Origin of the sequence: Streptomyces gamaensis (assembly GCF_042656465.1) — a bacterium.
Lineage (GTDB): Bacteria > Actinomycetota > Actinomycetes > Streptomycetales > Streptomycetaceae > Streptomyces > Streptomyces gamaensis.
Map to the genome: position 1 here is coordinate 353,124 of NZ_JBHSPB010000003.1, position 20,548 is coordinate 373,671.

Below are 20,548 nucleotides of genomic sequence, written 5' to 3' on the forward strand. Positions count from 1 at the left end.
GATCCTCCGTGTGTGCGGCCGGAGTTGAATCCGGGGGTCCGGTTGTTGTCCACAGGAATCGACCATTCCGCTTTTTGTCCACAGGCTGTGCGCGAAAACTGTGGACGCCGGAATCGGGCGCCCCGCCCCGGCTTGTCCTTCGAGAGAGTTTTCAGCGGCCAAACCTCGCGCAGCCACTCATTCGGGTGATATTCCCGTGGTCCCGCCGGTGGTTCGGCGGTATTACTCCGAGGTAGGGGCGGGTGAGGCGCCCCCCTGCGCGCCCGGGCGCTGTGGATGACTGCCGTATGGCTACAGCGATTTGTCGACCCGTGACCGATTCGCGAGCCCCTGCCCGTCGACTCGCTCTGTCGACTTGTCCCCAGATCGAGAACATCCTGTGGATAACTCTGTGGACGGACTGTGGGGGACGGACCGCGTGGACGGACCGGGGACGGACCGCCGGGGAACAGACCGGGGACGGACCGCGCCGGGGCAGGCCCCGCGAGACGGTCTCGGCTCAGGCCCGGCCGTCCAGACAGCGCGCCAGCCAGTCCGCGGCCGCCGCGTAGTCGCTGTCGGAGGTGCCCGGCCTCGGCTGCGCACCCTGCCGGCCGCCCTCCGTACCGGCGCGCGGGTACGAGCCGAGGAACCGCACCTTCGGGCAGATCCGCTTCAGCCCCATCAGCGTCTCGCCCACCCTGCGGTCGGTGATGTGCCCCTCGCAGTCGATGGAGAAGCAGTAGCGTCCCATGCCCTCACCCGTCGGCCGCGACTCGATCCACGTCAGGTTCACCCCGCGCGCCGAGAACTCCTGCAGCAGCTCCATCAGCGCGCCCGGATGGTCGTCGCGCAGCCACACCACCAGGGACGTGCGGTCGTTGCCGGTACGCGCCGACGGCCGCGCCGGGCGGCCGGCCAGCACGAAGCGGGTCTCCGCGTTCCGCGCGTCGTGGATGTCGGTGACCAGCGGCTCCAGCCCGTACGTCGCCGCCGCGAACTCCCCGGCGAACGCGGCGTCGTAGCGCCCCTCCTGCACCAGGCGCGCCCCGTCCGCGTTCGACGCCGCCGACTCCCACTGCGCCTCCGGGAGGTGGGCCGCGAGCCACTTGCGGACCTGCGGCTGCGCGACGGGGTGCCCGGTGACCGTCTTGACGTCCGACAGCTTCGTACCGGGGCGCACCAGCAGCGCGAAGGCGATGCGCAGCACCACCTCGCGGTAGACCATCAGCGGTTCCCCGGTGGCGAGTTCGTCGAGGGTCGCGGTGACGCCGCCCTCCACGGAGTTCTCGATGGGCACGAGCGCCGCCGCGGCCTTGCCGGCCCGTACCGCGTCCAGCGCGGCCTGTACCGACACCATGGGCACCAGTTCACGCGTCGCCGCCTCCGGCAGCGTCCGCAGCGCGGCCTCGGTGAAGGTGCCCTCGGGACCCAGGTACGTATAGCTGCTGGCGGACATCACGTGGGCTCCTCGCGATCGCTTGGGGCTCGTCACGATACCCAGTCCCGACAGCGTCCCGGCGCGCCCCCGGCCCGCCGGGACGCGCCCCCGGTCAGCCCTCCAGCAGCCGCTGGCCCACGTACTCGCCGGGCGCGCAGCCGCCCGGGACCGCGTACAGGCCGCTCGACTCGTGCCGCAGGAAACGCGAGAGGCCGTCGCCACGGTCCAGCTTGCGCTGCACCGGGACGAAGCCCTTGGCCGGGTCCGCCTGCCACGCGACGAACAGCAGCCCCGCGTCCGGCGCCCCGTCGTCCAGGAAGCCGTCGTGGTACGAGAAGGCCCGCCGCAGCATCGCCGCGCCCCGGTTGGACTCCGGCGCCGCCACCCGGATGTGCGCGTCACCCGGGATCGCGATCGAACCGTCCGCAGCGAACTTGTTCAGGTCCACCGGCGTCGTCTCCGTACCGCCCGACAGCGGCGCCCCGTCCGACTTGCGGCGGCCGATCACGCGTTCCTGGCGCTCCAGGGACAGGTTGTCCCAGCTGTCGAGCAGCATCCGGATGCGCCGGACGACCGCGTAGGAGCCGCCCGCCATCCAGGAGTCCGCGCCCTCGCGGGCGTCGGGCACCCAGATCCGCTCGGCGAAGGTGCTGTCCGTCGGCTTGGGGTTGTTCGTGCCGTCGATCTGGCCCATCAGATTGCGGGCGGTGCGCGGCCGGTCGGTGGCGCCCGGCGTCCGGTTGAAGCCGTTCATCTGCCAGCGCAGCCGTGCCGTGTCCGAGGCCTGCTTCTGCAGCAGCCGCAGCGCGTGGAAGGCGACGAGCGCGTCGTCCGCGCCGATCTGCACCCACACGTCACCCTCGCCGCGCCGGGCGTCGAGCGCGTCACCGGTGAAGGCCGGCAGGGGCTCCAGCGCGGCGGGCCGCCGGTCGGCGAGCCCGGTCCGGTCGAAGAAGGTGCGGCCGAAGCCGAAGGTGACGGTCAGCGCGCACGGCCCCGCGTCCAGGGCGATGCCCGTGTCGTCACCCTGCGGCACCCGGCCCGCCATGAGGTCCGCCGCCGTCCGCGACCAGCGCCGCATCAGCGCCGCCGCGGCCTTGCGGTCCGCGCCCGGGGCGAGGTCGAAGGCGAGCAGGTGGCCGTGGGCCTGCGCGGGTTCGGCGATCCCGGCCTGGTGTCTGCCGTGGAAGGGGACGGAGGCGGCCCCGACCCCGGACAGCGGCGCCGGCCGCTCGCCCACGGCGTCGGCCGCGAACGCGCCTCCCGCGGCGCCCACGACCAGCCCGGCCGCGCCCGCGGCCCCTGCGGTGCCGAGCAGCCGGCGGCGGGTGACCCCGGGCGCCGGAGCGGTGCTGTTCTCCGGTTTGGCGTTCTTCGCGGCCCTGCCGGGCCGGCTGTCGTCGACGGGCTTGCGGGCCTTGGCGCCCCGCGCGGGCCCGGCGGCGCCCTTGGCGGCCTTCGCCGTCTTGTCGGCCAGTTCCTTCTTGTCGGCCAGTTCCTTGTGTTCAGCCATCAGTTGATCTTCACGTTCCCGAGCTCCGTGATCTGGTCGATGTCGGAGGTCCGTACGGTCAGGGTGAGCTGCCAGTCGCCGGCCATGGGCAGCTGGAAGCCGTCGGCCCGCCAGTGGCCCGTGCCCAGGCGGCCGAGGGGGGCGCGGAGCGGGCCGACGCCCTTCTGTTTCTGTGTGAACGCCACGTCCAGCTGGGCGACGTCGACGGGCTGCCCGTCGGGGCCGGTCACGGTGACGTCGACGGTGTTGCCGCCCGTACGCGCCGGGTCGACGCGCACGAGGGCGGTGCCCCGCCCGTTCGCGCCCCCGGTGTCGTAGGGGACGCGCGCCTCGGCCGGGCCCGTCGCGGCGGGTGCCGGGGCACGGCTGCCGGCGGCCGCCGCCTGCTCGGTCACGGCGCGCCCCGGCTGGGTGCCGGTGAGCACGGTGGTGACGGCGAGCAGGACGACGGCGACGGCGGTCTCGGCGAGCACCGAGCGCCGCAGACCGGCGCGCTCCGGATCCGCCTCCCGTTGCCGCCTGGCCTTCGCCTTGGCGAACGCGGCCTGCTGCCGGGCCAGTTGCGCGGCCCGCTCCGGGTCCTCGGCACGCGCCGGCGCGGAACCGCCCGATGCGGCACGGGAGTTCTTCCCGGCCGTGGCCCTCGGTCTGGCACCACGCGGCTCCGGGCCGTCCGTGAGCCGTCCCGTCCAGCGCCGGGACACGGCGGCGACCGCGACCAGCACGCCCACCAGACCCGCCTTGACGAGCAGCAGACGCCCGTAGTCCGTGCCGGTCAGCGCGTCCCACGAGCCGACCTGCCGCCAGGACTGGTAGAGCCCGCTCGTCACCAGGACGCACACCGAACCGAACGCCAGCCGCGAGAAACGCCGCACTGCCGCACCGCGGACCGGCTCGCTGCCGCGCAACACGGCCAGCAGCGCGGCCAGTCCGCCCAGCCACACCGCGACGCCCAGCAGATGCAGGATGTCGACCGGCATCGCGAGCCACGGCTGCACCCCGGCCGAGGCGTGCTCGGCCAGCGCCCACGTCGCCGCCAGCCCGACCGCCACGAAGGCGCCGCCGGCCGCGAGCCCGTAGGCCGTCTCACGGCGCCCGCCGAACGCGCGCCCGTCCGTACGGCCCTCCCCGGCGTACGTGCCGAAGAGCACCGCCAGGAAGACCGCCGCCGCGCTGAGCAGCAGCAGCCGGGACAGCAGCGCGGCCCCCGGTTTCGTCGACAGGGCGTCGCCGAGCAGCGACAGGTCGAGGACGGATCCCGGCCCCCTGCCGCTCGCGTACGCGCCCCGCAGCAGCGTCAGCGCCGCCGTCGAGACGAACAGCGCGACCCAGCCGGTGACCGCGACCCGCTGCACGGGCCGCCCCGAGCGGCACAGCCCCGCGAAGACACAGCCGCCGACCAGCAGGACGAATCCGGCGTACGCCCCGTACCGCCCGGCCCCGTAGAGCACGTCGACGACCGGGTCCACCGTGTGGGCCGCGGCCGTCACCGTCGTGCGCGACGGCGCTCCGACGGAGAAGGTGAAGGCCCCGGCCACCGGGTGGCTGTCCGCCGACACCGCCTGCCACGCCACCGTGTACGTGCCGTCGGCGAGCGCAGGACGCAGGTCCACGGCGGCCGTGGCGGCCTTGCCGTCGACGTGCGCCGGCCTGCTCGCGTCGACGCGCGCGCCCCGCGGGTCGAGGACCCGCACCGAGTCGGCGCCGAGCAGCACCCCCTCGGAGAAGCCGAGCGTGACCCGCGCGGGCGCGGTGGGCACCACCGACCCCTCGGCGGGGTCGGTCGAGGTCAGCGCGGCGTGCGCCGAGGCGGGCGCCGCGCCGGGCCCGAGCGCGCACAGCAGTGCCGCGAGCAGGGTGCCCAGCAGCGGCAGCGCGCGCCGGACGGCGGGCGGCCGGGGGGTGGCCGGGGTCCTCATCGCGTCCGTCAGCCCTTGCCGGGCCGGTAGGTCGCGGTCTCCACCGGCACCTTGACCTTGATCGGGCCGGACTCCGCGAAGTGCAGCGTGAACTCGATCCTCTCGCCCACCTTCGGCTTGTGGTCGAGCTTGCCGAGCATCAGGTGGTTGCCGCCGCGCGCCAGCGACAGCTCGCCCTTGGCGGGCACGTCCAGCTTCGCCGCGTGCTTCATCTGCGAGCCCTCGGTGGTGTGCATGGTCACGTCGTCCGAGAGCGTGCTGGTGACGGAGGTCAGCTGGTCGGCCTTGCCGCCGTCGTTGCGGACGGTCAGATAGGCGGCGGCCATGTCGTCCATCGCGGGCTGCGGCAGATAGGCGCCGCTGACGGACAGTTCGGGCTTGTCGGAGCCCAGGGCGTCCTTCTCCCACTGGCAGCCGGTGAGGGCCAGCAGCCCTCCGGCGAGGACGAGCGGCAGGGCGGCGGCGGTGGTGGCGGTGGTCTTGCGCATCACGGGTTCTCCCCTTCGACGATCTTCGGGAGATCCTTGGCGTACTGGTCCTTGGTGGTCTCGGCGGTGTAGACCCAGTGGGCACCGTCGTCCTTGGGCGAGAAGGCGACGACCTCGGCGCCGTGGCTGACGGTCACGGAACCGTCCTTCTCCTTCTTCGGCTTCTCGACGAATATGCCGAGCGAGGTGGCCGCGGCCTGGATCGTGTCGAAGTCGCCGGTGAGGCCGACGATGTCCTGGCCGCCCTGGGCGTCGAGCCAGGCGCGCGTCCGCTCGGGGGTGTCGCGCTCGGGGTCGGTCGTCACGAAGACGATGCGCAGCTTCTCCTGCTCGGCCTTGGGCAGCTGCTTGGCGGCGGCGGCCATGTCGGCGACCACGGTCGAGCAGACGTCGGGGCAGTAGGTGTAGCCGAAGTACAGCAGGACCGGGTGGCCCTTGGTCTCGTTGAGGAGCTCGTACTTCTTGCCGGAGGTGTCCTTCAGGACGAGGTCCGGCTTCGGCTTGGGGGTGTCCAGGGTGATCGCGGCCTTCTTCGGCGAGGCCGAGACGTCGGCCAGGGGTTTGTCGCCGCTGTCGGCGGAACCGCCGCCGCAGGCGCTCAGTGTGAGCGCGGCGGCCGCGGCCAGGGCCACGCCGAGGGTTTTCGTGCGCATGGAGCTCTTTCTCCGGATGTCGGTCAGGGAAGCGTCGGTCGTCGGTCAGGGAAGCGGGGCAGCGTGAAGGGCACGCGTGCCGGGGTACGGCAGGCCGCCCCGCGGTCGTCCGTCTTGGGTTGTCCGTCCGGGGCCGTCCGCCGGAAGTTGTCCGCCGGAAGGCGTCCGCCGGAAGTTGTCCGTCGGAGGGCGTCCGTCGGGCGCGGGACGTCAGCCGGCCGAGCGGCGGCGTCCGGCGAACACGCCGAAGGCGACACCCGCGACACCGACGACGATGCCGGCGATACCGAGGGCGCGGGCCGTGGTGTCGGTGCTGTCCTCGCTCTTCGCGGCGGCGGCCGCGGCCTTGTCCGCCCCGTTCGCCTTGTCCGCCTTGTCCACGGCCGCGTCCTGCTTCTTGTCGGCCGTGGTGCCCTTGGCGACGAGCTTGAGGACCGGCGCCGGGTGCTCGGGCTCCTCGCCGCCCGGCTTGGACGGGTCGATCCAGCGCACCACGTCGTCGTCGGAGTACGTCTGCAGTGCCTTGAAGACCAACTCGTCGGCATCCGTCGGCAGTTGTCCGACCGACAGCGGGAACTGCTGGAACTGGCCCGGATCGATCTTGCCGCCGCTCCAGGTGACCTTGCTGACGGCCTCGTCGACCGTCTCGCCGTGCAGCTGCACCGGCTTGTCGAGCCTGGTCTTCTCGACCTTGATGTCCCAGCCGGGCACCGGCTGCGGCATCACCGAGGTGAGCGGGTGCTTCGGGTCGAGGGTGAGCTCCAGCTTCACCGTCGAGGCGTTGTTCTTCTCGTTCGGCACCTTCAGGGCGATGGTGCTGTAGCCGCCCTTCTCGGCGGTGCCGGGCTGCACGCTGACGTGCGCGAAGGCGGGTCCGGCGAGGAGCAGGACGCCGCCGGCGGCGAGGCCGCCGATGACAGGGAGACGGCGGAGACGGCGCAGGCGGGTGTGCTCGGTGCCCGGCCGTGGGCGGGTGGCGGTCATGGGGACACTCCAGTGGAGGGGCTCGGGGAGGGGCGGCACGCGTGCGGCTGGGCGCGCGGCCGCCCTCCCGCCGGCACGGTGGGGACCGAGGGGTCCCGTGTGCCGCAGGAGTGCTGTTCCGCGCTGTCAGGCCGCGAGGGCGCAGCGCGGCGGGCCCCGCCGGATCACGCTGTGCTGGAGTGCCGGTTCCGCCACGGGCCGCTCGTCGTCGGTGTCCGCCCGGGGGAGGAGGGCCGCCCGTCCGCCGTCGGTGCGGCCGTACAGGGCCGCCGCGAGCACGAGCGCGGCACGCAGCGACCGTACGAGCGTCACCTCCGCGACTCCGCGCGCCGACCGCGCGGACAGGGCCACCGCGCGCCACAGCGCGGCCTCGCCCCGGCGCAGCAGCCAGCCCACGGCCAGCGCAGCGAGCACGTGCCCGAGCAGCATCGGCAGGGTGGGCAGCAGCGCCGCGGCGAGCGCGGAGCCGTCGGCGGGCGAGGCGGTCGGCGGGGTCGGCGGTGCGAACTGCAGGGGGTGCACGGCCGGGTCGAACCCCGCGTCGGTGATCACGCGGCGGGCCTCGGCGGCGGACGCCGGGTGCGGCTGGTTGCAGATCAGCCGGGCGGCGAAACCGATCAGCCGGCTGTCGGAGGCCGGGGGCTCCGGCGTCCGCCCGGAGCCGAGCTGACCGAGCCCGAAGAGGGTGTGCAGGGCCAGCTGTCCGGCGGCCAGGACGGCCGCGATGCCCGTCAGGGAGCGCTCCCGCCCCGCCAGCGGGAGAACCGCCAGCAGGACGGCGGCGAAGCCCGCGGCCAGCGTCCACAGCGGCACGCTCGCGCAGGAGGCCAGCACATGCCCGCCCGCGGACAGCAGAACGCAGGCCGCGGCGAACACCGCGGCCCGCAGCAGTCGCAGATCGGCGCCGGCGCGCGCGACGGGACGGTTCATGGCTGCGCCATCATCCCACCGCGCTTACGGCTTCCCTACAGCAGGGGGCGCCCGGCTTCCTCAGCGCGGGGGCGCACCGGCGCGCGGTGGCTCGTACGCATACACCGATGCACCACTTCGGCGCGTCGTCCGAATGAGCGGTCTCACACCCGGCGCAGGCTTACGGCGGATCACCGGTGGCTATAGGTACCGGTAGGTCGAGCCGCCGGGAGGCTGAGCATGAGCATGTGGTGGTCACTCCATCTGCGGCGCGAGGCCGCGAGCGTCCCGCTCGCCCGACGACTGCTGATCGGCACGATGGAGACGGCCGGCGTCGACCCCGACATCTCCTACGACCTGTCGCTGGCGCTCAGCGAGGCCTGTGCGAACGCGGTGGAGCACGGCGGCGACTCCTCCACCGGCTATCTGGTCACGGCCTTCATCGACGGCGACACCTGCCGCATCGAGGTCACCGACTCCGGCCCGGGCTTCCCCGAACAGCCCCGGCACCGCGATCCGGAACCGCAGCAGCCGGCCCCTGCCCATGACGAACACGGCAGGGGCCTCTTTCTTATCGAGTCCCTCACCGACCGGGTCCACGTCCGCAACCGCCCGGGCCGGCAGGGCGCGGTGGTCAGCTTCGACAAGGTCCTCAAGTGGCGGGAGGACGCCGCGCTGCTGCGGGCGTCGTGAGGCGGGGGCCGCCTCTCACGCGTCGGCGGGCCGCCGGCTCCCGGGGAAGACCAGGGTCCTGGTGCCCCAGAAGCGGAACAGGGTCGCCAGGGCCATGCCGACCAGGCTGCCCGCGACCAGATCGGCCCGCGTGCTGTGGAAGCCGAGCACGAACCGGGAGAAGCCCAGGCAGGCCAGCTGGATCAGGGCCCCGCCGATGTTCACCACGAGGAACAGCAGGGTCTCGCGCCCGATCCGGCCCCGGTCCGCGGCACCGGCCCGGTCCTGGTAGGTCCACCAGCGGTTGCCCAGATAGGCCACCACGATCGAGGCGGCCAGGGAGATCACCTTGGCCGCGATCGCGTCGACGCCCATCCGCTCCCGCAGCAGCAGGAAGAGCAGCACGTCGGTGGCGTACCCGATGCCGCCGACCACCCCGAACTTGAGCAGCTCCGGCAGCAGCCCGCCCAGCCGCCCGCGTACCGGCGGGGCGGCCGGACCGGTCGACCGGTCCCCGGTGCTCACAGACCGGCCACCGATACGCCGTAGACGATCACCCACAGCAGACCGGTGCCGAGCAGTGCGCGGTCCTTGAGGACGACGTCCTCGGGCGCGCCCGCCGTCCCCCGGTCGGCGAACAGCGCGTACCGCAGGACCCCGAAGACGAACGGGATGATCGACAGCTGGCGCCACAGACCGGGGTCCTCGCCCTGGTGGCCCAGGGCCCACAGGCAGTAGGCCAGCACCGTGATGCTCGCCGACGCCTGCCAGACGAACCGCAGGTAGCCGGTGGTGTACTGGGCGAGCAGCTTGCGGGACTCGGCGGCCTGGTCGCCCATGAGCACGAGTTCGGAGTACCGCTTGGCGCCCACCATGAACAGCGAGCCGAAGCCGGTGGTGATCAGGAACCACTGGGACAGCGGGATGTCCGCCGCGATACCGCCGATCATCGAGCGCAGGACGAAGCCCGAGGTGACGACGGCCAGGTCGGCCACGAGAACGTGCTTGAGACGGGTGCAGTACAGCACCTGGACGACCAGGTAGGACGCGAGCACGACGGCGGTGCCGACGTTGCACAGCAGCAGCGCCCCGGCCAGCGAGCCGAGAGCGAGCAGCGCGCCGACCGCGTAGGCGACCGGGAGCGGGACGATGCCCGCCGCGATCGGCCGGTTGCGCTTGACCGGGTGGGCGCGGTCGGCCTCCACGTCCAGGGCGTCGTTGAGGAAGTAGATGCTGGAGGCGGCCGCGCAGAACAGCAGGAAGACGATGCCGCTCTGCCGCAGCACGTCGACGTCGCTCAGCGCCCCGGCCGCCCCCGGCGCGGCGAGGACGAGGACGTTCTTGACCCACTGCCGGGGCCGGGCGTTGCGCAGCAGCCCGCCGGGCAGCGCGCCGAGCCGGAACCCGGCCGGGGAGGCGGCGTCCTTCGCGGTCCCGGCGGCCTGGGCGGCCTCGGTGGTCTTCGCGGAGGGGGCCGGGGCGTCCACGGTGTCGGTGGCGTCAGCCATCGGTGCGTCCTCCAGCGGATATCCAGCGTCGGCCGGCACGCGCCACGGCGGCGCCCATGGCCGCGCCGCCGACGACGTCGCTCGGGTAGTGGACGCCGACGACGAGGCGCGAGAAGCACATCGCCGCGGCGGCCGTGCGCAGCGCGGGGGCGGGCAGCATCGAGCCGAAGGCGACCGCGGCCGCGGCCGAGGAGGCGGCGTGCGAGCTGGGGAAGCTGTGCTTGCCCGCGGTCTTCACCAGCGGCTCAAGACCGGGGCCGTGCGGGCGGGGACGCCGGACGACCCGCTTGACGGCCATGCTGGTCAGGTGGGCACCGGCGACGACGCCGGTCGCCCGCAGCCACTGCCCGCGGCGCTCGCGGTCGACAGCGGCGCCCGCCAGCCCGATGGCCAGCCAGCCGGCGGCGTGCTCGCCGCACCAGGACAGGGCACGGCTCGCCGTGACGGACCGCTCGTCGGCGAAGCGTCCGCGTACGGCGAGCGAAATCCGCCGGTCGGCTTTCGCGACGGCTGAACGCAGGTCTGACATGGGTCGGCGTCCTCTCAGGTCAAGTGGGTGCGGAGCGGCTCAACGGGGGGGGTGCGTACCGCCGGTGCGGCGGGCTCGGGCACCCGGCTACGGAGCCATGGAGAACTGAAGGGGGATCCAGCAGGCGTACCAGCCCGAGGCCACGCCCAGGGTGAGCAGCACGGCGATCCGGGTGGAGAGTCTGGCTCTGGCGAGCGCGCAGGCGACGGGGATCAGCAGCGGGAAGACCGGCATCAGGTAGCGCGGGATCGTTCCGGCCCAGTGGTGCACGCTCACCACCAGGACCAGCGAGGCCAGGGCGTAGGCGGCCAGGGCCAGCGGCAGGCGTTCGCGCAGCATGAGGAGGACCAGGGCGGGGAGCGCGAGCAGGCACAGCGCGGTGACGATCCTCGGCAGCTCCACCTGGCCGCCGGCGGTGAGCGCGCCGGTGAGCGTCTGCCAGGTGGTCTTTCCGCCGTCGAAGGTCTCGCCCCAGTTGTTCTTCTGGATGACGAAGTAGGTGTCGACGCGGCCGTAGCGGACCGCGAGGTAGCCCAGGTAGGACAGCAGGCCCAGCGGCGCGAGCACGATCGCGGCCACCGGCCGCCATCCGTCGGTGCGCTTGTACAGCGCCCACAGCGCGGCGAGACCGACCGCGCCGATGACCGAACCCGCGGTCGGCCTGCTCAGCCCGCACACGACGCACAGCACTCCGGCCGTCACCCAGCGGTGCCGCAGCGCCGCGTAGAGCGTCCAGGCCGCCAGCGCGACGAAGAGGGACTCCGTGTAGACGAGCTGCTGGACGACGGCGGTCGGCAGGAGCGCCAGCAGCCCGGCGAGCACGACACCGGTGCGCGCGTCCCGCAGATGCGAGCCGATCTTGAACAGGCCCCAGGCCGCCGCGAAGGACGCCACCGTGGAGATCAGCGCGCCCGCCAGGGTCACGCTGATGCCCGTGAGCGCGAGCCAGCGCATCAGCATCGGGTACAGCGGGAAGAACGCCTGGGTGACCTCGGTCTCCGGCAGGTCGCCCCGGAAGAGGTGGAGCTCCTTCGGGTACCCGTTCAGGGCGATGTCCCGGTAGAACGCGGAGTCCCAGGTGATGCCGATGTTGTGCCACGGGTCCGCGCCGGCCCGCCCGGCCAGCCACCAGTAGACGAGCAGGCTGATCAGCCGCAGACCCGCGTACAGGCCCAGCGCCGGCGCGGCGGCCCGCAGGTGCGTCGCGAACCGGCCCGGGCGGTGTGCCGGGGCCCGGCCGCCGTCGGCGCGCGAACGGACGCGGGGCTGGTCTGCCACTGAAGTCACGGAGCTGTCCTGAGGTCGTCGGATGGGGCGCGGGTCCCGGAGGCCCGGGCACTGGACCCAGGGAGCTTCCCGGCTGATCGTTCGACGGCCGTTCCAGGTCGTTCCACCCAGGACAGGCCACCAGCGAAAAAATTTACTATATCTGTATTTTCGGGTTCGAGTCTCACGCCTGTGTCTTTAGTAACTCCGGCACCGTTCGACGCTTCTGTGCCGCCCCCCGCAACACGACGGCCCGGCCCGCTTCGTACGCGGGCCGGGCCGTCGTTGCCGGAAGCGGCCGTTCTCGAAAGGTGTCAGCCCTTGAGGCGGGCCATCCACGTCTCCACGTCCGCCGCAGTGCGCGGCAGCGCGGCGGACAGGTTCCGGTTGCCGTCCTCGGTGACGAGGATGTCGTCCTCGATACGGACGCCGATGCCCCGGTACTCCTCGGGCACCGCCAGGTCGTCGGCCTGGAAGTACAGGCCGGGCTCGACGGTGAGCACCATGCCGGGCTCCAGCACGCCGTCCACGTACGTCTCCGTACGGGCCACCGCGCAGTCGTGGACGTCCAGGCCGAGCATGTGCCCCGTGCCGTGCAGGGTCCAGCGGCGCTGCAGACCCAGCTCCAGCACGCGCTCGACCGGGCCCTCGACCAGGCCCCACTCGACGAGCTTCTCCGCGAGCACGCGCTGCGCGGCGTCGTGGAAGTCGCGGTACTTCGCGCCCGGCCGGACGGCCGCGATGCCCGCCTCCTGGGCCTCGTACACCGCGTCGTAGATGCGGCGCTGGAGCGGCGAGTACGTGCCGTTGACCGGCAGTGTGCGCGTGACGTCAGCGGTGTACAGGGAGTGCGTCTCCACTCCGGCGTCGAGCAGCAGCAGTTCGCCGGAGCGGACCGGGCCGTCGTTGCGCACCCAGTGCAGGGTGGTGGCGTGCGGGCCGGCGGCGCAGATCGAGCCGTAGCCGATGTCGTTGCCCTCGACGCGGGCGCGCAGGAAGAACGTGCCCTCGATGTAGCGCTCCGAGGTGGCCTCGGCCTTGTCGAGGACCTTCACGACGTCCTCGAAGCCGCGCACCGTGGAGTCCACGGCCTTCTGCAGCTCACCGATCTCGAAGGCGTCCTTCACGAGCCGCTGCTCGCTGATGAAGATCCGCAGTTCCTCGTCGCGCTCGGCGGTGACCTTGTCGGTCAGGGCCGCCTCGACGCCGGCGTCGTGCCCGCGCACCACGCGCACCGGGCCGGTGGCCTCGCGCAGGGCGGCGGTGAGCTTGCGGACGTCCTTCGCGGGCAGGCCGAGCAGCTGCTCGGCCTCGCCGAGGCTGTTCCGGCGGCCGACCCACAGCTCGCCCTGGCCGTCGAGCCAGAACTCGCCGTTCTCCCGGTCGGAGCGCGGCAGCAGGTAGAGGGTGGCCTCGTGGCCGCCGTCCACCGGCTCCAGGACCAGCACGCCGTCCTGGGTCTGGTCGCCCGTGAGGTACACGTACTCGGTGGACGCGCGGAAGCTGTACTCGGTGTCGTTCGAGCGCGTCCTGAGGTTGCCCGCAGGGATCACCAGGCGCTCGCCGGGGAAGCGCGCGGAGAGCTCGGCACGGCGCCTCGCCGTGTGCGGGGCCTGCTCGACGGGCCGCAGATCGCGCAGCTCGGTGTCGGCCCAGCCCGACTTCATGTTCTCGGCAAGCTCGTCGGAGACGGCCGGATAGAGGCCGTTCTTCCGCTGCTTGATCGGCTCGTCGCCTTCGGGGTTCTCGGGCGCGGGCTGCTCGGTCACTGCTCTCCTCCTCGGACGGGGACGGGCCTCTCCTCCTCGGACAGGGCCGGTTTCCATCGTATGTGCGACGGAAAACGAGGGAAGGGGCCGTGCGGACGGACCCCCCGCCGCAGGCAGGGCGGCGGCTCACTCGAAGCGGGCGGCGAGCAGCACGAGATCCTCCCCGTCCGCGCCGTCCTCGGGCACCACGGTCCGCAGGACGTGCTCGGCGACCGCCCGAGGGTCCCCGCGCGCCGCGGACGGCACGCCCAGCGCCGCCGCGTGCAGCAGCGCGAAGGCGCGGTCCATCGGCTCACCGGTCGCGCGCAGCAGCCCGTCGCCGTAGAGCAGGAGCGTCTCCCCGGCCGCCGGTTCGATCTCCACGCTGGGCGCCTCCCAGCAGGAGAGCATGCCCAGCGGCGCGGACAGCGAGGTCTCCACGTACTCGGTACGGCGCTCGCCGACGATCAGCGGCGGGCAGTGCCCGGCGCCGGCGAGGACGACCTTCGCGCTCTGCCGCCGCCCGCCGGTGACCTGCGGCACACCGGCGGGCTCGCAGTAGGCGAACAGCGCGGTGGCGGCGCGGCCGGGGTCGGTCAGCCGCAGCAGCAGCTCCAGGTCGGACAGGACGGCGACCGGGTCCTCGCCCTCCATGACGGCGTACGCGCGCAGGCAGGCCCGCAGCCGGACCGCCGCGGCGAGCGCCGCCGGGCCCGAGCCGCCGGCCCCGCCGACCGCGAGCCCCAGCGCGCCCTCGGGCAGCGGCAGCGCGTCGTACCAGCCGGCGCCCCCGGACGGGGCGGGCCGGTGGCGGACGGCCAGCCGCACCCCGGGGACCGACGGCAGCCGGCCGGGCAGCAGCTCGGTGCGCAGAGCGGCCAAGCCCTCGCGGGCAGCGGCCAGTTCGAGGTGGCGGGCGAGGTGCTCGGTGGCGAAGTCGCGGTAGAGGCCCACGAGATGGCGCTGGCGCTCGGTGGGCGCGGCGGGCTCGTCGTAGAACCACACGACGGCGCCGAGGCGGCCCGCGGCGGCGGTCTCCAGCGGCAGGACGTAGCCGGCGCCGCAGCCGAGCCGGGCCGCGGCCTCGCGGTGCCGGGGGCCGAGGGCCTCGTCGGCCGCGAGGTCGGGGTGGGCGCGGCCGGCCCGCGAGCCGGCGGGGGGCAGCAGGCCGAACAGCCGCTCACGGCCGGGGTCTTGACCGGGCCCGTACGGGACGGTCTCCATGATCCCGAGGTCGGCCCGGGCGAGGCCGAGGGCGGCGGTCGTGGCACGGCCGCCCCCGGCGGACGGGCGCAGGGTGGCGAGACCCCGGCGGGCGCCGACGAGTTGCGCCCCGGCGCGCAGCACTTCATGCAGTGCCGCGTCGAGCGCCGTGGTGCGCGCGAGTCGCTCGGTCAGCTCCTGGAGCGTGGTGAGGTCGAAGATCCAGCTCGCGAGACGGTCCTGGACCAGGGCACCGGCGGCGGGCAGTGGAGGGGCGGCGGCGGAGGCCGTGGGGGAGGCCGCGGGGGAGGGGGGAGCGCCGGCGGGGCCGGACGGGGCGGCGGCGGACGCGGGGGGTTCGGGGGCCGAAGTCTGCGACCCGGGGGGGACCGGAGGATCGATTCCGGCCACTTTCGGCAGGTGGGGGGTGGTCATGGCCCGCTACCCGGACGGGGCCGCGCGGCGGCGGGCGGGGCGGCGCTGCCGAGGGGGCCGGGCGGCCCCGCGCCGGGCCCTCTTGACCGGTCGCCTGGCCTGTGGTTTTTCGTCAATAGCACCGCAAACCCCCTGTCGTGTTGCGCGCTATCCGTGCTCCACATGTACACGCCCGGACAAGGGGATGTCCAGCATCGGACCAGTGGGAATGGTGGTGTCTGTGGGGTTTCAAATTTGGCCGGAAAATGGTCCCGCGCCCATGGTTTTGCGGTCGACTGACGTCGCTCGACAGCGCGTCATGTCCACCGTGGTGGGTACGTACTTGGCAGAAGAGCAGGGGCAGTTGAGGGTTCACCGGAACCTGGCGGCGGGCCCGGGCGTCTCAACCGGCAACGGGCACGCCCCTGACCGGGGACGGGAGCAGCACGCCGGAAGCGGTGCGAAGCGCCAGGTGCGCGCCACCCCGCGCCAGGTTTCCCGCTCGGCCCGTGGCGTGATGCGCTGCGTTGTACGTGCAGTGATTTTTGATCCACGTGGTGTGCCGGTCCCGCGAACGCCACGGCGTGTTGAGCGGTACGCCGCGCCGGGCCCGTAGTGGCATGGAGCCCGGGCGGCGCGCGCTGCGCCGTGCGGTGCACGCGGAGTGGCTCAGCGCGGAGTGCAAGTGCAGTTACCGGTGCGGTGCCCAGCAGTTCACGTGGTTCGGACGAAGTGCTGTGCAGTGCCCGTGCGGTGTCCAGGAGAAGAGCGCGTGCCCTCAAGGGCACGCCGCGACCACGACCCCTGCCCCCGGGCGGGGGAAGACGACCTACGGCGTTCACGGAAAGGAACGAGCGCTCATGCGCGAGATCCTCGGAAGGCGACGCAAGCTCTCGCTCAGGCGAGGCGAACGGCCCGCAGTGCTCACCGCGGCCCTGGTGTGTGCCACGGAGTGGCGGTGGCCCGTGCTCCCGGGCGTCGGGCTACGGCCGCGCGGCCGCGCGGGCGGGGCGCGCGGGTGCGGCTGCCAGCACGCCGACTGCGCGGCCCCCGGCGCGCACCCCTTCGACCCGGGGCTGCTGGCGGCGACCACGGACGCCCGGATGGTGCGCTGGTGGTGGACCAACCGGCCCGACGCGCCGGTCCTGCTCGCCACGGGCGGGCGCGCGCCGTGCGCGGTGAGCCTGCCGGCGGTGGCGGGCGCGCGCGCCCTCGTGGCACTCGACCGGGCGGGGGTGCGCCTGGGCCCCGTGGTGGCCACGCCCGAGCGCTGGACGCTGCTCGTCGCCCCGTACTCCCTGGAGGTGCTCGGCGAACTGCTGCACCGTCAGGACTGGGTGCCCGGCTCGCTGCGCTTCCACGGCGAGGGCGGCTACGTGGCCCTGCCGCCGTCCCCGACGGGCGCGGGACGCGTGCGCTGGGAGCGCGCGCCGCGCGCGTACGGCGGAGCGCCGCGGCGGAGCGCCGCGGTGTCCGCGCTGCGCGGCGCCCGTACGGGCGTGGTGCCGCGGCCGTGGCTGCCGGACATCTCGACCGTGGTCGACGTCCTCGTCGAGGAGACCGCGGGCACCCCGGGAGGCGGCAGCAGGCTCACGCACTGACACGGCCGGCGCGGCCGGGGCGACGGCCGGTACGGACACGGCAGTTGGGGCAGCCGGTACGGGCGGTACGGGCCGGCACGACCTTGAGCGCCGGGGTCCCGTGCGGGGCCTGCCGCCAGGTGACCGGTACGGCACGGGAGAGCGCGTACGGACGGGAGACGCACGCGCTCTCACTCGTAAGGGTGTAAGCGGTTCCGGGATCTGCGGGAAACCACGGCGCCGCCGCCCCAAGAGCCCTGGCCCGACCGCTATGTTCGGGTGCTGGGCCTGTCGTCGGATGCCGAGCCCGGCGCCGCCCCCGGTCCTGAAAGGGGCGTGCGGAAGCCGCCGACCGATGACCGACGACGCCGCGCGACACCGGACGAGGGACCGAGCCGGGCGGCGCCGAGGGGCATCGGGCGGCGCCGGGAGCGCCGGGAACGTGACAAGCGACGCGTCGGCGGCGGCAACGCCGCCGGGAGTGCCGCGCGTTCGCGGAGGTTCGCCGGGCAGCCCCCGTGATTCCAGCGTCCACGGCTAGTGCACGAGTTGCAGGTGGTCTCCATGGAGCGTGCGCCCGGCGCGCCCGCAGTGCCCAGCGCGTCCCGCGTGAGCGACGCGCCCCCGCAGAGCGCGGAGGCGCCCGGCGCGGCCAATCTCCGGATGGTCGCGCTGGCCAGTGCCGTGGCCCTGGCCGTCATCATGCCCCTGGCGGCCGCCACCGCCGGACCGGCCGGACCCCGCCACCCGCAGCGCGACCCCGGCGGGGTCCGCGAGGGCGGCCACCGGCCCGCGGAGCAGCCGGCCCGGCAGCGGGGCGCGGCGCGGGACGCCCCCGCGGACGTGCGCCCCGACGCCGGGCGCGGGCCGCTCGCCGCCCTCGGCGTCCCGGCCCCGGGCGCGCAGCTCCACGACTCCGCGCGGTGCGGGCCCGAACTCACCTCCCCCGAGGGCGTGGAGGCGCAGACGTGCGTGCTGGAGGAGGGCCGGGACACCTGGGCGCGCACGTACTTCCGCAACGCCACAGGCGGCCCGCTGACGGCCGTACTGACCCTCATGGGCCCCGACGGCCGGACCGTCCAGGTGCGCTGCCGTACGGGCGTCTCGGACGACCCGGACGAGTGCGAGACGCCGCGCTCCGCGTCGGCGCGCGGGCCGGAGCCGTACGAGGCGGTGACGGAGGTCGCCTCGGAGGAGGGGAAGCTGCTGCTCCGCTCCGGCAGCAACTCGCCCGAGGAGCAGAAGGGTTGACCCGGCGGACAGGGCGCCGGGGAAGGGCCCCGGAAGAGGGCATGGAAACGCCCGGTCGCTGGCGACGGGGGATGCACCAGCGACCGGGCTCCTAGAACGGTAACAAGAGATCGGCGGTTCGCAAATTCGATCGCGGATTTCCGGACGTCGATTTCCGGCCCGACAGCGGGAGTTGTGACCGGAGTCACGCGAATGACGGCCCCGAGGGGCCCGGCCGGGCCGCGGATTCAACCACTCCGGTCCGCCGGGCCGACGCGGGCGGCCGGCGGGGGCCGACCGCCCGCGGAACATCAGTTCAGAGTGACCTGGCGGCTGGTGAGCCCGCCGCGGGCACGCCGCTCCTCCGCCGTCAGCGGCGCGTCCTGCGCGAGCGCCGCCGCCAGCTGCTCCGCGAACGCCGCCGCCGGCTTCTCCACGTCCTGCGCGCGCATCGAGCGCGGCAGGTCCCACACCGGCACGGTCAGCCCGTGCGCCCGGAACGAGCCGACGAGCCGGGTGCCCTCGCCGAGCGAGGCCGCCCCCGCGACGTACAGCCGGGCCAGGGCGTCCAGCAGCTTCTCCTCGGGGTGCGTCATGACCCAGCGCAGGTGGTTCTTCTCCGGGGTCTCGCACCAGTACGCGGCCCCGACACCGGACAGCCGCTCGGTGGGGATCGCGGCGGCGTTGGCCCGGTCCAGGGAGGCGGCGACCTCGGCCGACGCGTTCTCGGCGTTCTCCACCCAGAACTCGAAGCCCTGGTGCACGACCGGCGTGAACGGCGCGGCCGGATCCAGCAGGTCCTGCAGGCGCGGACCGTCCGCGGCGGCGCGCCCGGCCGCCACCGGGGTGCCCGGCTCCGCCCGGAGCGCGCGCAGCAGCGTGTCCGCGAGGTCACGGCTGAGGTCGCCGGTCGCGGTGTCGTTCTGCAGGCCCAGCAGCACGGCGCCGTTGTCGCGGCGCAGGGCCGGCCAGGCCATCGGGAGCACGGTGGCCAGCGTCACCGACGGCACGCCCTCGGGCAGCCCGTCCTTGAGGGTCAGCTCCACGGTCGCCGCGGGCACCAGCTCGCGCAGCGCGACCCAGTCGGCCTCACCGGGCAGCCCCTCGAACGGCCGCTGGACGAGCTCGGTCCCGGCGTGCGCGGCCGCGCGGCCGTGACACGCCTTGTAGCGCCGGCCCGACCCGCAGGGGCAGGGTTCCCGGGCGCCCACCACGGGGATCGCGCCGTCGGCGGCGGGCGGCGTGGCGGCCTTGGTCTGGGGGCGGCGCTTCTTGGCCATGGCGTGCGTGTCTCCCGATCGATGCGTTGGACGCGCGGCGCGGCGCCCGAACGTGCCGCTCACGGCCGCACACGGGCCGGCGCACCGCGTCCGTCTCGGGTGCCCCGGGGGCACCTTCTTTTGACGGCGCGAGCCTAGCGCCCACCGCCACGGGCGGACCGGGCACGCGCTGACGAGCGGGGGAGCCGGGTGGGCGGTTCGGGGGTGGGGCCGGGCCGGCGGGGCGTCAGCCGGTGCCGGGGCGGGGGCGGTCGGCGCTGGAGGCGGAGGGACACCGGAGGCACAGACGTCGGCACGGACAGGCGTCGGCACGGACAGGCGCCGGCGTGGACCGGGATGCGCGAGTGCCGCGCGTGGGCCGCTCGGCCGTGTGGCCGGAAAGCGCTGCGCGGGAACGGCGGGAGGCCCGGCCGGATCGCGGTGGGCCGTGGTGCGCGTGCCCCGGGGGTGCGGTGGCCGCGTCGTGAGGGCTCCGGGGCCGGTGGCCCGGAGAAACCCGGGTGTGCTGTGCCGGTCGTCCCGGCGGAGCCGGCGGTGTCGGGCCGGTGGTGGGGTGCCGCGTCCGCCGCGCTCTCGCGCGGACCACGGGGCCCACCGGCCGTACGGCAACGGTGCTGCCGTAGGCGAGCGCGTCGCCGCGCTCCTGGATGTCGCGCGCTTCTACGCGCGTCGAGCCGGTGTCACGCCGGTTCGTCGATATCGCTGAACAACGGCTCCGGGGCGAGCTCAACGCGCGTAGCGAAACTGCTGCGCACCGAGAGCGCGGCCCATACGGTCACCTCACCGCCGGAGGCGTCCCGTACCCCCCAGTCCTGGGAGAGCGCGCTGATGATGTTCAGTCCGCGGCCGCCGCGTGCGGTCACCGACGGTGTGGCCGGAAGTGGCCGGGTCGGCCCGCCCCCGTCCGTGACCTCGACCGTGAGCCGGCCGTGCTGGTCCACTCGCCAGGCGGCGCGTATGCCCCCGTCCCCCCCCTCTGTGCGTCCCCCGTTCTCCGCGCTCAGCGGGCGCCCGTGCCGGTACGCGTTGCTGAGCAGCTCCGAAAGAATCAGTACGGCGTCGTCGATGACCGAATCCGGTACCCCCCTGATGCGCAGATCCTCGCGCATCCGGTGTCTTGCCCGGCCCACTCCGGTCGGGCCATGGGGTACGGCCATGATCGACGACGTGGGCACCTCCTGTGCCACCACCAACGCCACCCCCGAGACCTCCTTTGCCCCACGTCAGGGGAT

Annotated in this window: 18 protein-coding genes; 3 read left to right on the forward strand and 15 right to left on the reverse strand. The window is 74.2% G+C overall.

What is annotated here, in order from left to right; translation table 11 throughout:
- Positions 1–499 precede the first annotated feature (499 nt).
- The 7 genes from pheA to ACFP1Z_RS06545 all read right to left on the reverse strand — a co-directional run bounded on the left by pheA (position 500) and on the right by ACFP1Z_RS06545 (position 7,907).
- Positions 500–1,438 carry a prephenate dehydratase gene (pheA, locus tag ACFP1Z_RS06515; protein WP_390314924.1) on the reverse strand — a complete coding sequence of 313 codons (939 nt, stop codon included), beginning with the start codon at positions 1,436–1,438 and terminating at the stop codon, positions 500–502.
- Between the two features lie 94 nt (positions 1,439–1,532).
- Complete coding sequence (gene efeB, locus ACFP1Z_RS06520; RefSeq protein ID WP_390314925.1) at positions 1,533–2,933, reverse strand: iron uptake transporter deferrochelatase/peroxidase subunit; 1,401 nt, start codon at positions 2,931–2,933, stop codon at positions 1,533–1,535.
- A complete protein-coding gene (locus ACFP1Z_RS06525; RefSeq protein ID WP_390314927.1) occupies positions 2,933–4,852 on the reverse strand; it encodes a copper resistance protein CopC in 1,920 nt (639 codons plus the stop codon). The genes efeB and ACFP1Z_RS06525 overlap by 1 nt, the downstream gene beginning before the upstream one ends.
- Positions 4,853–4,860: 8 nt before the next feature.
- Positions 4,861–5,340 carry a copper chaperone PCu(A)C gene (locus ACFP1Z_RS06530; RefSeq protein WP_390314928.1) on the reverse strand — a complete coding sequence of 160 codons (480 nt, stop codon included), beginning with the start codon at positions 5,338–5,340 and terminating at the stop codon, positions 4,861–4,863.
- The gene (locus tag ACFP1Z_RS06535; RefSeq protein ID WP_390314929.1) at positions 5,340–5,993 is read right to left on the reverse strand and encodes an SCO family protein; all 654 of its coding nucleotides are present in this window, start codon (positions 5,991–5,993) and stop codon (positions 5,340–5,342) included. The genes ACFP1Z_RS06530 and ACFP1Z_RS06535 overlap by 1 nt, the downstream gene beginning before the upstream one ends.
- A gap of 210 nt (positions 5,994–6,203) precedes the next feature.
- Positions 6,204–6,977, reverse strand: a complete 774-nt coding sequence (locus ACFP1Z_RS06540; protein WP_390314930.1) for a YcnI family copper-binding membrane protein — start codon at positions 6,975–6,977, stop codon at positions 6,204–6,206.
- A 126-nt stretch (positions 6,978–7,103) separates the two neighbouring features.
- Positions 7,104–7,907: a hypothetical protein gene (locus ACFP1Z_RS06545; RefSeq protein WP_390314931.1), complete on the reverse strand. Its 804-nt coding sequence runs from the start codon at positions 7,905–7,907 to the stop codon at positions 7,104–7,106.
- A gap of 219 nt (positions 7,908–8,126) precedes the next feature.
- Between ACFP1Z_RS06545 and ACFP1Z_RS06550 the strand changes: the two genes are divergently transcribed.
- On the forward strand, positions 8,127–8,579 hold the full coding sequence (locus ACFP1Z_RS06550; RefSeq protein ID WP_390314932.1) for an ATP-binding protein: 453 nt from the start codon (positions 8,127–8,129) through the stop codon (positions 8,577–8,579).
- Between the two features lie 15 nt (positions 8,580–8,594).
- Here ACFP1Z_RS06550 and ACFP1Z_RS06555 read toward each other — a convergent pair whose 3' ends face one another.
- From ACFP1Z_RS06555 to ACFP1Z_RS06580, 6 genes are all read right to left on the reverse strand, one after another.
- Positions 8,595–9,083: a GtrA family protein gene (locus ACFP1Z_RS06555; protein ID WP_390314933.1), complete on the reverse strand. Its 489-nt coding sequence runs from the start codon at positions 9,081–9,083 to the stop codon at positions 8,595–8,597.
- On the reverse strand, positions 9,080–10,066 hold the full coding sequence (locus tag ACFP1Z_RS06560) for a decaprenyl-phosphate phosphoribosyltransferase (RefSeq protein ID WP_390314934.1): 987 nt from the start codon (positions 10,064–10,066) through the stop codon (positions 9,080–9,082). Before ACFP1Z_RS06560 ends, ACFP1Z_RS06555 begins: the two co-directional genes overlap by 4 nt.
- On the reverse strand, positions 10,059–10,595 hold the full coding sequence (locus tag ACFP1Z_RS06565; protein ID WP_390314935.1) for a phosphatase PAP2 family protein: 537 nt from the start codon (positions 10,593–10,595) through the stop codon (positions 10,059–10,061). Before ACFP1Z_RS06565 ends, ACFP1Z_RS06560 begins: the two co-directional genes overlap by 8 nt.
- A gap of 87 nt (positions 10,596–10,682) precedes the next feature.
- Entirely contained in the window at positions 10,683–11,882 is a 1,200-nt protein-coding gene (locus ACFP1Z_RS06570; RefSeq protein ID WP_390314936.1) for a hypothetical protein, read from the reverse strand.
- 293 nt (positions 11,883–12,175) lie between these two features.
- Positions 12,176–13,630 (reverse strand): aminopeptidase P family protein, encoded by a 1,455-nt coding sequence (locus ACFP1Z_RS06575; RefSeq protein WP_390314937.1) that lies wholly within the window; start codon positions 13,628–13,630, stop codon positions 12,176–12,178.
- A gap of 126 nt (positions 13,631–13,756) precedes the next feature.
- Entirely contained in the window at positions 13,757–15,247 is a 1,491-nt protein-coding gene (locus ACFP1Z_RS06580; RefSeq protein WP_390314938.1) for a SpoIIE family protein phosphatase, read from the reverse strand.
- An 839-nt stretch (positions 15,248–16,086) separates the two neighbouring features.
- Here ACFP1Z_RS06580 and ACFP1Z_RS06585 point away from each other — a divergent pair.
- Together ACFP1Z_RS06585 and ACFP1Z_RS06590 are read left to right on the forward strand one after the other, a co-directional pair.
- Positions 16,087–16,827 carry a bifunctional DNA primase/polymerase gene (locus ACFP1Z_RS06585; protein ID WP_390314939.1) on the forward strand — a complete coding sequence of 247 codons (741 nt, stop codon included), beginning with the start codon at positions 16,087–16,089 and terminating at the stop codon, positions 16,825–16,827.
- Between the two features lie 543 nt (positions 16,828–17,370).
- Entirely contained in the window at positions 17,371–18,057 is a 687-nt protein-coding gene (locus ACFP1Z_RS06590; RefSeq protein WP_390314940.1) for a hypothetical protein, read from the forward strand.
- A gap of 290 nt (positions 18,058–18,347) precedes the next feature.
- Here ACFP1Z_RS06590 and ACFP1Z_RS06595 read toward each other — a convergent pair whose 3' ends face one another.
- Together ACFP1Z_RS06595 and ACFP1Z_RS06600 are read right to left on the reverse strand one after the other, a co-directional pair.
- Positions 18,348–19,316 carry a DUF5926 family protein gene (locus tag ACFP1Z_RS06595; RefSeq protein WP_390314941.1) on the reverse strand — a complete coding sequence of 323 codons (969 nt, stop codon included), beginning with the start codon at positions 19,314–19,316 and terminating at the stop codon, positions 18,348–18,350.
- Between the two features lie 680 nt (positions 19,317–19,996).
- Positions 19,997–20,473, reverse strand: a complete 477-nt coding sequence (locus tag ACFP1Z_RS06600) for an ATP-binding protein (RefSeq protein ID WP_390315065.1) — start codon at positions 20,471–20,473, stop codon at positions 19,997–19,999.
- Positions 20,474–20,548: the final 75 nt, after the last annotated feature.

Excerpts from the sequence above, each read along its gene's own strand:
- pheA (WP_390314924.1), bottom strand. The coding sequence starts at position 1,438 with ATGTCCGCCAGCAGCTATACGTACCTGGGTCCCGAGGGCACCTTCACC.
- efeB (WP_390314925.1), bottom strand. The coding sequence starts at position 2,933 with ATGGCTGAACACAAGGAACTGGCCGACAAGAAGGAACTGGCCGACAAG.
- ACFP1Z_RS06525 (WP_390314927.1), bottom strand. The coding sequence starts at position 4,852 with ATGAGGACCCCGGCCACCCCCCGGCCGCCCGCCGTCCGGCGCGCGCTG.
- ACFP1Z_RS06530 (WP_390314928.1), bottom strand. The coding sequence starts at position 5,340 with ATGCGCAAGACCACCGCCACCACCGCCGCCGCCCTGCCGCTCGTCCTC.
- ACFP1Z_RS06535 (WP_390314929.1), bottom strand. The coding sequence starts at position 5,993 with ATGCGCACGAAAACCCTCGGCGTGGCCCTGGCCGCGGCCGCCGCGCTC.
- ACFP1Z_RS06540 (WP_390314930.1), bottom strand. The coding sequence starts at position 6,977 with ATGACCGCCACCCGCCCACGGCCGGGCACCGAGCACACCCGCCTGCGC.
- ACFP1Z_RS06545 (WP_390314931.1), bottom strand. The coding sequence starts at position 7,907 with ATGAACCGTCCCGTCGCGCGCGCCGGCGCCGATCTGCGACTGCTGCGG.
- ACFP1Z_RS06550 (WP_390314932.1), top strand. The coding sequence starts at position 8,127 with ATGAGCATGTGGTGGTCACTCCATCTGCGGCGCGAGGCCGCGAGCGTC.
- ACFP1Z_RS06560 (WP_390314934.1), bottom strand. The coding sequence starts at position 10,066 with ATGGCTGACGCCACCGACACCGTGGACGCCCCGGCCCCCTCCGCGAAG.
- ACFP1Z_RS06565 (WP_390314935.1), bottom strand. The coding sequence starts at position 10,595 with ATGTCAGACCTGCGTTCAGCCGTCGCGAAAGCCGACCGGCGGATTTCG.
- ACFP1Z_RS06580 (WP_390314938.1), bottom strand. The coding sequence starts at position 15,247 with ATGACCACCCCCCACCTGCCGAAAGTGGCCGGAATCGATCCTCCGGTC.
- ACFP1Z_RS06585 (WP_390314939.1), top strand. The coding sequence starts at position 16,087 with ATGCGCGAGATCCTCGGAAGGCGACGCAAGCTCTCGCTCAGGCGAGGC.
- ACFP1Z_RS06590 (WP_390314940.1), top strand. The coding sequence starts at position 17,371 with ATGGAGCGTGCGCCCGGCGCGCCCGCAGTGCCCAGCGCGTCCCGCGTG.
- ACFP1Z_RS06595 (WP_390314941.1), bottom strand. The coding sequence starts at position 19,316 with ATGGCCAAGAAGCGCCGCCCCCAGACCAAGGCCGCCACGCCGCCCGCC.
- ACFP1Z_RS06600 (WP_390315065.1), bottom strand. The coding sequence starts at position 20,473 with ATGGCCGTACCCCATGGCCCGACCGGAGTGGGCCGGGCAAGACACCGG.